Annotated in this window: 13 protein-coding genes; 9 read left to right on the top strand and 4 right to left on the bottom strand. The window is 66.1% G+C overall.

What is annotated here, in order from left to right; translation table 11 throughout:
* Positions 1-252 precede the first annotated feature (252 nt).
* Entirely contained in the window at positions 253-1,038 is a 786-nt protein-coding gene (locus tag KXZ72_RS13950) for a CPBP family intramembrane glutamic endopeptidase (protein ID WP_226081538.1), read from the top strand.
* Positions 1,039-1,264: 226 nt separating this feature from the next.
* On the opposite strand, the gene KXZ72_RS13945 is transcribed toward KXZ72_RS13950, so the two are convergent.
* The gene (locus KXZ72_RS13945; protein WP_226081537.1) at positions 1,265-2,863 is read right to left on the bottom strand and encodes an ABC transporter substrate-binding protein; all 1,599 of its coding nucleotides are present in this window, start codon (positions 2,861-2,863) and stop codon (positions 1,265-1,267) included.
* A 141-nt stretch (positions 2,864-3,004) separates the two neighbouring features.
* Here KXZ72_RS13945 and KXZ72_RS13940 point away from each other — a divergent pair, with 141 nt between their 5' ends.
* Genes KXZ72_RS13940 through KXZ72_RS13915 form a run of 6 tightly spaced genes read left to right on the top strand, consistent with a single transcriptional unit; the run spans position 3,005 to position 9,134 of the window.
* Positions 3,005-3,733 carry an NUDIX hydrolase gene (locus KXZ72_RS13940; RefSeq protein ID WP_226081536.1) on the top strand — a complete coding sequence of 243 codons (729 nt, stop codon included), beginning with the start codon at positions 3,005-3,007 and terminating at the stop codon, positions 3,731-3,733.
* Positions 3,730-5,028, top strand: coding sequence for a quinolinate synthase NadA (nadA, locus tag KXZ72_RS13935; protein WP_226081535.1), 1,299 nt, complete (start codon positions 3,730-3,732; stop codon positions 5,026-5,028). Before KXZ72_RS13940 ends, nadA begins: the two co-directional genes overlap by 4 nt.
* Before the next feature lie 3 nt (positions 5,029-5,031).
* Positions 5,032-6,567 (top strand): L-aspartate oxidase, encoded by a 1,536-nt coding sequence (gene nadB / locus KXZ72_RS13930; RefSeq protein WP_226081534.1) that lies wholly within the window; start codon positions 5,032-5,034, stop codon positions 6,565-6,567.
* A complete protein-coding gene (nadC, locus tag KXZ72_RS13925) occupies positions 6,564-7,427 on the top strand; it encodes a carboxylating nicotinate-nucleotide diphosphorylase (protein ID WP_226081533.1) in 864 nt (287 codons plus the stop codon). Before nadB ends, nadC begins: the two co-directional genes overlap by 4 nt.
* Positions 7,424-8,608 carry a cysteine desulfurase family protein gene (locus KXZ72_RS13920; protein ID WP_226081532.1) on the top strand — a complete coding sequence of 395 codons (1,185 nt, stop codon included), beginning with the start codon at positions 7,424-7,426 and terminating at the stop codon, positions 8,606-8,608. The genes nadC and KXZ72_RS13920 overlap by 4 nt, the downstream gene beginning before the upstream one ends.
* 10 nt (positions 8,609-8,618) lie before the next feature.
* Entirely contained in the window at positions 8,619-9,134 is a 516-nt protein-coding gene (locus KXZ72_RS13915) for a hypothetical protein (protein ID WP_226081531.1), read from the top strand.
* 47 nt (positions 9,135-9,181) lie between these two features.
* Here KXZ72_RS13915 and KXZ72_RS13910 read toward each other — a convergent pair whose 3' ends face one another.
* Positions 9,182-9,541, bottom strand: a complete 360-nt coding sequence (locus KXZ72_RS13910; protein WP_226081530.1) for a winged helix-turn-helix transcriptional regulator — start codon at positions 9,539-9,541, stop codon at positions 9,182-9,184.
* Positions 9,542-9,621: 80 nt separating this feature from the next.
* Here KXZ72_RS13910 and KXZ72_RS13905 point away from each other — a divergent pair, with 80 nt between their 5' ends.
* The gene (locus KXZ72_RS13905; RefSeq protein ID WP_226081529.1) at positions 9,622-10,413 is read left to right on the top strand and encodes an NAD(P)H-dependent oxidoreductase; all 792 of its coding nucleotides are present in this window, start codon (positions 9,622-9,624) and stop codon (positions 10,411-10,413) included.
* A gap of 417 nt (positions 10,414-10,830) precedes the next feature.
* Here KXZ72_RS13905 and KXZ72_RS13900 read toward each other — a convergent pair whose 3' ends face one another.
* A complete protein-coding gene (locus KXZ72_RS13900) occupies positions 10,831-11,541 on the bottom strand; it encodes a response regulator (protein ID WP_226081528.1) in 711 nt (236 codons plus the stop codon).
* A gap of 129 nt (positions 11,542-11,670) precedes the next feature.
* Positions 11,671-12,744: a redox-regulated ATPase YchF gene (ychF, locus tag KXZ72_RS13895; protein WP_226081527.1), complete on the bottom strand. Its 1,074-nt coding sequence runs from the start codon at positions 12,742-12,744 to the stop codon at positions 11,671-11,673.
* A gap of 163 nt (positions 12,745-12,907) precedes the next feature.
* On the opposite strand from ychF, the gene KXZ72_RS13890 reads away from it, so the two are divergent.
* Positions 12,908-13,666 (top strand): GntR family transcriptional regulator, encoded by a 759-nt coding sequence (locus tag KXZ72_RS13890; protein ID WP_226081526.1) that lies wholly within the window; start codon positions 12,908-12,910, stop codon positions 13,664-13,666.
* Positions 13,667-13,718 lie beyond the last annotated feature (52 nt).

The raw sequence follows: 13,718 nt of genomic DNA, 5'->3' as shown, positions 1-13,718 counted from the left end.
GTGCAGGGAAATCGGGCAAACCCGATCGAAATCGGTATTGCCGCGTGGGTTAGTTAGACCTTAGGGAAGCACAGCCGAAAAAACCAAATTTTCTCCAAAATTGTTACCTCCAAGAAATCATTTGGGCGAATTTTGTTAAATCTCGTCGATTTGCGTCCATTTTTGATCCCCGGGGCCCGGCCGAGGCCTATACTCGCGGGCGCGCGCGGACCCGCGGTTCCCTTCCGTGGGTCCCGGATGCGAAGGTAGAGCATGACCATCTCCCTCCCCACCCCTCCCGAGTCGCGTGCGCGCCTCTGGACCGAGATCGCAATTGTGCTTGCGCTCTCGCTCGGGGCCTCCGCCGTGTACTCCATCCTGCGCATCATCGTGCGCCTGACCGATGAAACCCCGCTGGGTTCCCAGGGGGCGGCGCTGAATGCCGCGACCAATCCGCGCGAGTGGGTGGATTTTGCCAATCAGTTTCTGGGGATTGCGTTTGGCCTAGCCCCGGTGGCCCTTGTGCTCTATCTGCTCTGGCGGCCGGGACGGTCGGGATTTGCCCGGATCGGTTTTGACTATCGCGGGCCGCGGGTGCTGCGCACCGATATCGGCCGCGGGTTTTTGCTGCTCGCCGTGATCGGTATTCCCGGGATTGCGTTCTACGCGCTCGGGCGCTGGCTGGGGATCACGGTGAACGTGGTGCCCACCCCCGCCGATCAGTACTGGTGGACGATCCCCATCCTGCTGCTCGCCGCGGCGCGGGCCGCACTCACCGAGGAAATCATCGTGGTGGGTTATCTCTTTGAGCGGCTGCGCGCGCTGGGTTGGTCGGCCTGGACCATCATCCTCTCGGCCGCCGTGCTGCGCGGCAGCTATCACCTGTATCAGGGCATCGGGCCGTTTTTTGGCAATATCGTGATGGGCGTGGTCTTCGGCTGGTGCTATCTGCGCTGGGGGCGGGTGGCCCCGCTGGTGATCGCGCATTTTGTGATCGACGCCCTGAGCTTTGTGGGTTATCCGCTGGCCGCAGCGTGGTGGCCCAGCCTCTTTGCCTAGCCGCCGCGGCGGCGCGGAAACCGGAATGCAATGACGCAATATTGTGAATACTGAGTTATGCTATTCAATACCCGATTTCTGCGCGAGGATGCGCATACCCGAGAGGCAGTTCCCCCACTCCCCGACCACCCCACCGTGACCGCGTGTGCCCCTTAAATATGGGCTCTATTTCTGCGCCCTATTAAGAGAGGTATAGGTCGCGGTTTTTTTGACCCTCCAAGGGGGCTCATTTTGCGCCCGTAGCGGGGGCACCAATCAGGTCAAGACGCGGCGTTCCATTCCAGCCCACGGGCACCTCCGCGGCCCCCGGAGCGAGCAATACATGCGGCGCACGCACCCAGAGCGGCACCGCCGGCAGATCCCGCGCAAGAATTTTTTGGGCCCGATCCGCGGCCGCGGTGGCGGCCCCAAGATCGGGGGCCTGCCCCAGCTCGCGCAGCGCCTCATCCAGCGCGGGCTCGCTGTAATTGCCGTCATTGGAGGGCCCACCCGTGCTGTACTGCGCGTCGAGTACATCGGCGGCGGCCGGATAGTCCACGCCCCAGCCCACGCGGAACGCGCTCGGCCGGCTGCGATCGTTAATGCCCGCGCGCAGGCCCAGGAAGTTATCCAGCACCTGCGCCTCGGCGTTAATGCCCAGGGCCTGCCCGATCTGCGCGGCAGCCGCGGTACCCCAGCCCGCGTGGCCGCCATCGCGATTCACCGCGAGGGTGAGGGTGCCCGACCACGGGTTGAGCGCATCCGCCTCCCGCCATAGTGCCGCCGCCCGCTCGGGGTCGTGGCGCAGCGGGTTCTCCGCCTCGGGGAGCAGATCCGCCAGCGGGTTCCCGGCCACGCTTCCCGGCACGGTGAAGGAGGTAGCGGGGGTTGCAATCGAGTCCTCGATCTGTGCGCTCAGTGCCTCGCGGTCCAGCGCGAGCGAAATCGCGGCGCGGCGCAGGCGGCCCTCCTCGCCATCAAAATGTTCCAACCGGCGCGGGATGACCAGGGTCTCCAGCGAGCGATCGGGCACGGGGATCGCCGCGGATACGGTGCCCGCCTCGATTGCGGCGAGGGCCGCCTCCGGTCCCTCCGCCACGTCCACGATGATGCGTTTTTGCGCGGGTGGGCGCGGGCCGCGATAATTCTCATTGGCCAGCAGCGTCAGCGCACCGCTGTCGGGCGTGGGCTCCACGATAAACGGGCCGTTGCCGCGCGGGGCGCGGGCGAAGGCCGCGGGATCCTTGAGGGCCTCGCTCGGCAACGGCGAGAATGCCAGCTGGGACAGCCGATAGACAAAATCAAATACGGGGCGGGTGAGTTCCACGCGGAACGTATACTCGTCCAGCACCGTGAGCCCGGTGAGCTCGGAGCCCGGTTCAAACCCAAAGCCGCGAATATCGGCAAAAACATAGGCCGCCGGGTGATGGTTCTTTTCCGCCGCGGCCTCGCGCCACGCGGCCACAAAGGACTCCGCGGTGATCGCTTCACCGTCGGCAAATTTATGGTCCCGGGCCACCCGAATCTCATAGGTCTGGCGGTCCTCGGAGCGGATCCACTCGGCCAGATCGGCACTCACCGCGCCCTCGGTATCCACCGTGACCAGCTGGGCATAGAGGTTCTCGGCGATCGCGCGATCGGAGGGGGCCACCACATCGGCCGGCAGGAGCGCCGCGGTCGGGGCGGGGAGGGCCAGCGCATATTCGCCGCTCACGCGCGGCGGCTCGGGGTGTGCGGCGGCGGGCACCAGGCCCGCATCGGGGCTACAGGAGCTCAGCAGCAGCGCCCCGGACAGGGCCAGCGCGAGGGCGGCAGCGCCGCGTCGAATGCCGTGATGAACCGCCACCGTGTAATTCCCCCGCGTTCCGGCGTGCGCGAGTGCACCCCGGATAAAGCCTAGCGGGGTCCGGGTGGGGGCCGGGTGTGGGCCGCGCATTTGGGTTCGGGTCAGGATGACCCTAAGATGGGGAAAACCGTTAAAGTCAATATGACTCAAAATGGACCCCTTCAGGATCGGAGTCGATTCCCCGTGTTTGCCTCGGCACCCCTCGAACTCGCCGTGTCAACCGTGATCTTTGCCCTGCGGCCCGCGCCCGAGGGCGGCGGAAGGCGCACGGTATGGATTCCGCTGGTGCGCCGCATCCGCGATCCGCAGCGCGGAGTCTGGGCGCTGCCCGGCGGGCCGCTCGAGCCCGAGCGGGAGCTCGCCGAATCCGCCGCCTTTACGCTCAACGAGACCACGGGCCTCTCGCCGCGCTATCTGGAACAGCTCTACGCTTTTGGTGGGCTAAACCGCTCCCCCGGTCACCGCGTGGTATCCATCGTGTACTGGGCGCTGGTGCGCGAGGACGAGGCGGCGGAGGCCGTGGTCACCGAAAACGTGGCCTGGTTCCCCGCCGATGACCTCCCCGAGATGGCCTTTGACCACCGGGAAATCGCCGATTATGCGGTGGCCCGGCTGCGCGGAAAGCTGGAATATTCGCATCTGGCGCATGCCTTCCTCGGCGACCTCTTCACCCTCGCCCAGCTGCGCGAGGTCTATGAGAGCGTCTGGGGTCGCCGCCTCGACCCCGCCAATTTTCGCCGCCAGCTTGAGTCCAGCGGGCGCGTGGTGGCCACCACCCAGCTCCAGACCGGCGGCCGCCACCGGCCCGCCCGCCTCTATCGCTTTGCCGAACCCATACCCACCAGCCGCACCCAGGGAGAATCACGATGACCGCCCGCAATCTTGCCCTCGCCGACGCCGCCTCGGTGGACGTCACCATCACCGCAATCGAGGCCGGAACCGCACCCGGCTCCACATGCGATCCCGACCTGGCCCAGGGCCCCTGGGTTTTTGATCTGGGGCTGCCCGGCTATGGCCCGGGCGCCTCGCTGGGCGATGTGATCCCCACCGGTTCCCCGCGGCAGGGCGAATTACCGCGGTTCTATCGCGAGGCCTCCGCCGAGGAGCTCGACCGGCGCATCCGCGCGGCCAAGGCCACCCTCGGGGAAAAGCTGCTGATCCTCGGCCATTTTTATCAGCGCGATGAGGTGGTGCGCTATGCCGATTATGTGGGCGATTCCTTCCAGCTCGCGGGGGCCGCAAAATCCAGCCCCGCGGCCGAGGCCATCGTATTTTGTGGGGTGCACTTCATGGCCGAGACCGCCGATATGCTCTCCGCCCCGGAACAGGCGGTGATCCTGCCCAATCTCGCGGCCGGCTGCTCGATGGCCGATATGGCCAATATCGACGAGGTGGAGGAGTGCTGGGAGGCGCTCCTGGAAACCCTGGGCGGGCCCACCCCGGAGGGCCTGGCCCCCGTGATCCCGGTGACCTATATGAACTCCTCCGCGGCGCTCAAGGGTTTCTGCGGGCGCAACGGCGGGATCGTCTGCACCTCCTCCAATGCCCAAACGGTGCTGGAGTGGGCATTTGCGCGCGGACAGCGCGTGCTGTTTTTCCCCGATCAGCACCTCGGGCGCAATACCGCCAAGGCGATGGGGGTGAGCCTGGACCGGATGCCGCTGTGGAACCCCAACCTCCCGCTCGGCGGAAATACAGCGGAGGAACTGCTGGACGCGCGGGTGATCCTGTGGCACGGATTCTGCTCGGTACACCGCCGGTTCACGGTGGAACAGATTAACAACGCCCGCCTGGCCGATCCCGACGTGCGCGTGATCGTGCACCCGGAGTGCCCGATGGCCGTGGTGGATGCCGCGGATGAGGCCGGATCCACCGACTATATTGCGCGCGCCATCGCGGCCGCCACGGAACCCACCACATTTGCCATCGGCACCGAGATTAACCTCGTGCAGCGCCTCGCGGCACAGTATCCGCAGCATAATATCTATTGCCTCGACGATGTGATCTGCCCGTGTTCCACGATGTATCGCATCCACCCGGGCTATCTGGCCTGGGTCCTGGACGCCCTGCTCGAGGGCACCGTACTCAACCGGATCACGGTGCCCGAGGATGTTGCGGTTCCCGCCCGGGTGGCCCTCGAGGCCATGCTCGCGGCCCGGCCCTGACCCATGCGGGTTCTGATCATCGGCTCGGGTATCGCCGGGCTGAGTGCGGCCCTGGAGGCCCGGGCCGCGGGACACCGCGTGATTCTGGCGACCCGCGGGGCGCTCGGCGGCGGTTCCACGCCGCGCGCGCAGGGCGGGATCGCCGCGGTGCTGCCGGGCACGGGCGATAGCGTGGACGCGCACGTGGCCGATACGCTGCGCGCCGGGGCCGGGCACGGCGATGCCGGGGCGGTGCGGCTGCTCTGCGGCGCGGCCGAGGGGGCCATCGCCGCGCTGGAGCACGCGGGCACCCGCTTCGACCGGGCCGCGGGAGGCGAGCGGGCCCGCGGCCGCGAGGCCGCCCACTCCGCCGCGCGCATCCTGCATGCCGGGGGCGATCGCACCGGGGCCGAGATATCCCGCGCGCTCTGTGCCGCGGTGCGCGCCGCGGAAATCGACGTGCGCGAGGATCACTTCCTCGCGGAGCTGCTCGGCGCGGGGGGCCGCGTGCGCGGGGCCGAGTTCTGGCGCGGAACCGGCCGCGAGGAGATTTTTGCCGACGCCGTGATTCTCGCGACCGGCGGGGCCGGCGCGCTCTATGCCTATTCCACGACCGATACGCTGGCCACCGGCGATGGCGTGGCCGCGGCCGCCCGCGCGGGGGCGGCCCTGGCCGATATCGAGTTCTATCAGTTCCATCCCACCGCGCTCGCCCGCCCCGGAAGCTTCCTGATTTCCGAGGCCGTGCGCGGCGAGGGCGCGCTCCTGCGGGATCGCTCCGGGCGGCGATTCCTGACCGCCGTGCATCCCGATGCCGAGCTCGCCCCGCGCGATGTGGTGGCCCGCGCGATCGCCGCCACGATGGCCCGCGACGGCGGCCGCCCGGTGGACCTGGACGCACGCCACCTCGGTGCGGAGAGACTTGCGGCGCGTTTTCCGGGCATCACCCGGGAGCTCGCGGACCGCGGCCTGGACTGGTCCCGCGAGTGTATCCCCGTGGCGCCCGCCGCCCATTATTGGATGGGCGGGATCGAGACCGATATCCGCGGCCGCAGCACGCTCCCCGGGCTCTATGCCATCGGGGAGGCTGCGCGCACGGGTGTACACGGCGCCAACCGGCTCGCCTCCAATTCGCTCCTCGAGGCCGTGGTTTTTGCCCGGCAGGCGGTGGCGGCACTGACCGCTCCGGGACCGTGGCGGCAGGGCCACGGCACGCACCCGGAACCGCCGCTCCCGCTCGAATCCGCGCCGGCACCCGCACCCGCACCCGCCTATAGCCGCTCCGCGCTGCAAGGCCTGTGCTGGGAGCATCTGGGGCTGCGCCGTGATCGCGCCGGCCTGGACCGCACCGAGCGCATCCTGCGGGGCTGGATCCGGGACGCGCCCTCGCCTCCGCGCGGGATCGCCGCGGCGGAGGATCAAAATCTGCGCGAGCTGGCTCTGGCCATAACCCGCGCCGCCCGCGCCCGCGCCTCCTCCCTGGGTGCCCATGAACGCGCCGATGATCCACGCTCTTCACCCTCCCCCCGCCCCGTCCATCAGCTTGGAGCCACCGCATGATTCCCTCCGCCCTTCTCACCGCCGCCGTGGGTGCGGCCCTCACCGAGGACGCCCCGTGGGGAGATATCAGCGCCGAACTCTTCCTGCCCGCCTCCGCCCGGGCCGAGGCGGTGCTGCGGGCGCGGGAGCCCGGGATTTTTTCCGGCGGCGAGGTTTTTGCCGCGGCCTTTAGCCTGACCGATCCGCTCATCCGGGTGGTCGTGGACGGGGCCGAGGGCGCCGCCTTCGCCGCGGGTGACGTGCTTGCGCGGGTAAGCGGGCCCGCACGCGGCGTGCTCCAGGCCGAGCGCATTGGGCTGAATTTTGTGCAACGAATGTGCGGGATTGCCACGCTCACGGCGAGTTTTGTGGAACGGATCGCGGGCACCGGCGCACGCATCGTGGATACCCGCAAAACCACCCCCGGGCTGCGGGCCTTTGAGCGCGCCGCGGTGCTCGCCGGCGGCGGCCGCAATCACCGCCGCGGCCTCTCCGATGCCGTGATGATTAAGGATAATCACCGGGAATTGCTTGCCTCCGCCGGAATCCCCCTGGAGCGGGCCCTGCGCGAGGCGCGCGAACGGATGCCACATACGATGCATCTGGAGGTGGAGGTGGACTCCCCCGAGCAGCTGCCACCCGTGCTCGCCTCGGGCGTGGTGGATACCATCATGCTGGATAATTTTTCGCTCGCGGATCTGCGCGAGGGGGTGCGCCTGATCGCGGGGCGCAGCCTCGTGGAGGCCAGCGGCAATGTCTCCCTGGACACCGTGCGCGCCATTGCCGAGACCGGGGTGGATGTGATCTCGGTGGGGGCGCTGACCCATTCGGCCCGGGCCCTGGACCTCGGGCTGGATGTTAGTATCGCCGCGCACTCATGAGCCTCTATCTGGATGCCGCGGCCACCGATGCCGCGCGCCCCGAGGTATTGGAGGCGATGTGGCCGTATCTCACGCGGGAGTTTGGCAACCCGTCGAGCCGCCACCATCTGGGCCTGAGCGCGGCCCGGGCGCTGACCGAGGCCCGCGAACGGGTGGCCGCGATATTCGGGGTGCGCGCGGGCGATATCGTGTTCACCTCGGGGGGAACCGAGGGCAATAATCTGGCGCTGCGCGGGATCACGCTGGGCGCGGCCGATCCCGCCGCGCGCGTGATCCGGGCCGAGACCGAGCACTCCTCGGTGCTCGCCTCGGCCGCGGCGCTGCGGCGATTGCACGGGGTGCGGGAGGCCGCGGTGGCCGTGGATTCCGCGGGCCTGATCACCCCGCAGGCTCTGGCGGAGGCGCTGGAACCGGGCGCGACGCTGGTGAGTATCGCCTATGCCAATAACGAGTTTGGGAGCGTGCAGGATATTGCGGCGCTCTCGGCGCTGGCCCGGGAATCCGGGGCCCGAATGCATACCGATGCGGTGCAGGCCGCCGGCTGGCTCCCCCTGAATATGCGCGAGCTCGGGGTGGATTCCGCGACCGTTTCCGGACATAAGGTGGGCACCCCCAAGGGCATCGGCGCGCTCTATATTCGCGGGCGGGTGCCGCTCGAACCGCTGCACTATGGCGGCGGTCAGGAGCGCGGCTCGCGCTCGGGCACCCAAAACGTGGCGGGGGCCGTGGGGCTCGCCCGCGCGCTGGAGCTGGCCGAGGCGGAGCGCGTGGAGGCATCCGCGCGGCTCGCGGTGCTGCGCGAGGAACTCATTTCGCGGATCCTTGCGGAGGTTCCCGGATCCGTGCTGACCGGGCATCGCACGCGCCGGCTTCCCGCACACGCGTCGTTTCTTTTTGAGGGCACCGCGGGCGAGGCGGTACTCCTGGAGCTGGAGCGCTCCTCGATCCTGTGTTCCAGCGGTTCGGCCTGCGCCGCGGGCAGCACCGAGCCCTCCCCCGCGCTCCTGGCCCTGGGCGTGGATTCCGGCCTCGCGCAGACCGCCGTGCGCCTGAGCCTGCCCCGCAGTTTTGGGGTGGCCGATAGTGTACGTATCGTGGCGGCGGTGCGCCATGCGGTCGAGACGCTGCGCGGGGCGTTCCCCGGGCGAGCCGCGCGCCCCGCCGCGGGGGAAGGCGAATAGAGTGGTAAATATGAAACGCATTATTCCGATTCTTGCCGCGGTTCTCCTGCTCGCCGGCTGTGCCCAGCCGAAGCCGGAGTCCCCGAGCGCCTCCGCCTCGGCGTCCCCGAGCGCCTCGGCCTCGGCCTCGCCGAGCGGGGAGCCCACCCCCGAGGAGACCTCGAATCCCGAGCCCACCGAGGCTCCCGCACCCGAGGAAACCTCGGGCGGGCCCAACCCGGTACCGCCGACGGTGGAGACCTCCCCGGGTATCGCCGCCCAAACCCAGACCGCGCTGCTCGCCTCGCTGGACATCGCGAGTTTCCGCGACGCCTGCTCGGTGGGTAGCCCGTACTGCTATGTGGATTCGATCGTGGAGAGCGCCGCGGGTACCGTGACCGTGAACTTCACCGGTGCCGTGCAGTCCGGAAACGCCGGCCCGATCGCGGGTGACGTGATGAATCGCGTGGCCGCCTCCGTTCCCGGCCTGAACACGCTGAATACCTCGATTGCGGGTGCGCAGGTCGGCTCGGCCGCTCGCCCCTAGTCCGCAGCGATAAAGCCCCGGCCCCGGCGGCCGGGGCTTTTTGCGCTCTACGGGGTCTGCTGCCCCCAAAGAACGGCCCCCTGCGCCCGCGCCCACTGCTTCCCCCAGCTATCGATTCCGTGCACCAGGGGACGCAGGGTCTCGCCCAGCGGCGTAAGCGCATATTCCACGCGCGGCGGAACCTCCGCAAAAACGGTGCGGCTGACCAGGCCATCGGCCTCCAGCTCGCGCAGCTGCCGCGTAAGTACACGATCGGTCACGGCACCCACGGCGCGGCGCAGCTCGCCAAAGCGCAGCGTGCCATCCAGGAGGTGTTCGATGATGGTGAGCTTCCAGCAGCCGCCGATCACGCTCATCGTGACCTCTACCGGGCAGACCTCGAGCGCGCTTTTTGTGGCTTCCCGCATTCCAATACTATCCTTTTGGTCGGTATGTGACATTAAAGTGCATACTTCACAGATCGTGAGGTACCTGTTGAAATGGTCTCATGACCGTTTCAGACACACAAGCACTCCCCCACGCCCTCTATGTTTTTGCGCATCCCGCGGAGCACTCCCTCAACCGTCACCTCTTTGACGCGGCCCGCGCGGAGCTGGAAAATACCCATACCGTTGCCACGAGCGATCTTTATAAAATGGGGTTCCAGCCGCTGCTGAGCCCCGCCGATCTGGAGCATGCCACCGATTCCGGAGCCGGTTTCCTCGAAAACTGGATCGCGGCGCAGCACGCCGGCGAGCTTCCCGCGGATGTCCGGGCCGAGCAGCAAAAACTCTTTGATGCCGACCTGCTGGTGATCCAGTTCCCGCTCTGGTGGTACGGCGTTCCCGCCATGTTGAAGGGCTGGATCGACCGGGTCTTTGGTGCCGGGCTGGGCACCGATGGCGTGGATTCCGAGACCGGGCTTCCCGAGCGCTATGGCGCCGGAAGGCTCGCGGGAAAACGCGCCCTTCTCATCGTGACCGCGGGAGAGGATGCCCGCACCCTGGGCCCGCGCGGGATCAGCGGCGACCTCGATTCGATCCTGTTTGGCCTGCGCCACGGCACCCTGTTTTATTCGGGCATCGACCCCTATGAGACCCACGCGATCTTTAACGCCGATGGGCTTGACCCCGAGGGCGTGGCCGCCGAGGTCACCCGTCTGCGCACCCGCATCGCCGGGCTCGCAACCGAGGAACCGGTGCGCTTCCGCACGCTGCGCAGCGGCGATTACCGCCCCGCCCGCGCGCTGCGCGAGGAGTTCGCCCCGGGCCGCCGGGATCTGGAGATCCACAGGGCGTAGCTGTACCCGGGCTCTCCTTGGGGATACAAATACCCTGCGCCCTAGCGGTTCTCCATCAGATTTACGTATAAACCGTAAGAACGGCGGTGCTCTTTCATCATAAAAAGCTATGCACCTCATAACCAACCCTGTTCCAGCCCGACGATCACTCTCTCGCGGGTAAAATCGCATTGCTTACGGGTAGCTCGTCGCGACTGGGGCACGGATCCAACCGCCTAGAGTCCCCCTTGACCCGAGACAGCGACCTTTCGTATCAGCCAGCGTACACAACGAGAAAATGGGCCGCGATTCGAATATCGACTAGCGAAGGGCGTGCTACATAAAAAGTATCGACAAAGTTACTAAATTCAGATTTACCTTCGCTTCAAGAAAGGAAATGTAATTCAGATCAGAATCTAACACTCACAAGAAAGCCATTCAGGCGTTGAATCCGATTACTTCTTTCATCACGAGTTCAAAAAGCTCAAAAGGTTCATTCGTTGCACCTTGTCCGCCATGTTTACGGACTTCAGCGACGTGCTCTGGGTGACGCGAGCTGGAATATACGATTAGAGGCGTAGTATCATGACGAGCTCGCATTGCGTCCAGAAGAACGTAACCTTCGCGTTCACCCTCGACTCGTCCCATGTCTGTGATAACAACGCTGAACGTATTTTTGTCAAGAAGCTCAAGCGCCTGTGTCGTGGTAGAAACCAAGACGCTAGGGAGACCTCCCGTTTCAAAAGTCTCTCGTTCCAGCGAGACCCATTCCGGATTGTCATCAACCCAGAGGATCTGTGCCGCATTCTTAATCGGAACAGCGGAGGCGGCCTGCACGTGAGCCACCTGTTCCTGGGTCAAAGGAGGTTTCGATTTCGATTTCTGCGACTTGTTGAAAAGACGGATTAAGACTCTGACTTTATCGTTCGCCGAACCCGAATTTCGTTCTGCGGCCTCGGATATTAGCCTAATCTCCTCTAGGAGATTTTTCTGTTCAGCGGCGTGAACTCTTGCTTGCGTTTCTTGATTTCGAAAAATCATAATCGCTAAATAAGCGGCGAAAGACGTAATAGCTAAGGATAGAAAGGCCAAAAAATCCAAGATATTTCTAGGAAACCCCTGCTCTGTGAATGCGGTAAAACTGATCACGAATGCCAGCCCAGCGAGACAAAGGAAAAATAAACTAGACACTCTAGAACCGTGGCTAAACACCCGATTCGAATTCGAACCTCGCGACCTGCTCATTCTGCCGCACGTAATTTCCGACAGACGGTCATGTTAGACATTAAAGCGGAACTCGACCACGTCGCCATCCTGCATGATGTATTCCTTGCCCTCCATGCGGGCCTTGCCCTTGGAGCGGGCCTCGGCCACCGAGCCGGTCTCGACCAGGTCGGCGAAGGAGATGATCTCGGCCTTGATGAAGCCACGCTCGAAGTCGGTGTGGATCACGCCGGCGGCCTGCGGGGCCTTGGCACCCTTGGGGATGGTCCAGGCACGCGATTCCTTGGGGCCCGCGGTCAGATAGGTCTGCAGGCCGAGGGTATCAAAACCGATGCGGGCGAGCTGGTCCAGGCCGGACTCGGTCTGGCCGGTGGAGGCCAGCAGCTCGGCGGCGTCCTCCTCGTCGAGGTCGATCAGCTCGGACTCCAGCTTGGCGTCCAGGAAGATGGCCTTCGCGGGGGCCACCAGGGCGGCGAGCTCGGCGAGCTTCTCCTCGCTCTGCAGCACCTCCTCGTCCACGTTAAAGACATAGATAAAGGGCTTCGAGGTGAGCAGGCCGAGCTCGCGGAGGGGCTCCAGGTCCACCTTCGCGGCCGAGAGGGGCGTGCCCGCCTCCAGCGCGGCGATGGCCTGGGTGGCCGCATCCAGCACGGCCGGGTCCAGGCGCTTGCCCTTGACGTCCTTCTCATAGCGGGGCAGGGCCTTTTCCAGGGTCTGCAGATCCGCGAGCATCAGCTCGGTGTTAATGGTCTCCATATCGCCGGCGGGGTTCACCTTGCCGTCCACGTGCACCACGTCGGAATCGGCAAAGCCACGCACCACCTGGGCGATGGCATCGGCCTCACGGATATTGGCGAGGAACTGGTTACCCAGGCCCTCACCCTCGCTCGCGCCGCGCACAATTCCGGCGATATCCACAAAGGACACCATCGCGGGCAGCAGTTTCTCGCTGCCGAAGATCTCCGCGAGCTGCTTTAGGCGCGGGTCGGGAAGGTTAACCACCCCGATATTCGGCTCAATCGTCGCGAACGGATAGTTCGCCGCGAGAACCTGATTCTTCGTCAGGGCGTTAAACAGGGTTGACTTGCCAACGTTGGGCAGTCCGACAATTCCAATAGTGAGGGCCACGAGGGTCTATCGTACCCGGCAACCGCCCCACACGGCCAGTCGGCGACCGAACCGGTGCGCCCCGTCGCCGATACCGGTAACCGCCAAACCCTACCGATTTTCAACAACGAGTGCTATTGTCCCCACATACCACAGCTTTATACGGCGCACCCCGGGAGTACAAATGAACGCTCAGAGTGAATCCCCCACCGATATCTTTATGGACCTCGATCGCTCCGGTCCGGTTCCCCTCTACCACCAGCTGTCCACCCGCATCGAGCGGGCGATCCAGGACGGCACGCTGCCCCCGGGCGCGAAACTCGAAAACGAGATCGCGCTGGCCGAACGGCTGGGGCTGTCCCGCCCCACCGTGCGTCGCGCGATCCAGGAGATCGTGGATAAGGGCCTGCTGGTGCGCCGGCGCGGCATCGGAACCCAGGTAGTTCAGGGCCAGGTGAGTCGCAAGATGGCGCTCACCAGTCTCTTTGACGATCTTGCCCGGGCCGGAAAAAACCCCGGCACCGAGGTGCTCACCCATGAGGTGGTCCCGGCACCCGCCGAGGTGGCCGCGGAGCTGAGCGTGCCCGTGGGCAGCGAGGTACTGCATATTCGCCGGCTGCGGCTCTCCGAGGGCAAGCCCCTCGCGATCATGGATAATTATCTTCCCGCCGCACACGCCGGAATCGGCGCCGAGGATCTTGCCACCTTTGGGCTATATCAGATCCTGCGCAATCGTGGCGTGAACCTGCGGGTGGCCCAGCAACGCATCGGGGCCCGCCTGGCGTCGCCCGTGGAGGCCGAGCTGCTGGATCAGCGCGGGGATACCGCGGTCCTCACCATGACCCGCTGCGCCTACGATAATGCCGGCGCGGCGATCGAGTTCTCGCATCATACGTTCCGTCCCGACCGCTATAGCTTTGAGGTCACCCTCGTAGATAAATAGGCCACCGCGCGCGGGGCCCGCCGGTCCCGGCAATGTCGGGGGTATGCCGCAC

Origin of the sequence: Mycetocola spongiae, assembly GCF_020424085.1 — a bacterium.
Taxonomy (GTDB): domain Bacteria; phylum Actinomycetota; class Actinomycetes; order Actinomycetales; family Microbacteriaceae; genus Mycetocola; species Mycetocola spongiae.
The sequence above is the reverse complement of the archived record's forward strand: the minus strand, read 5'-3'. Positions and strand labels throughout refer to the sequence as shown.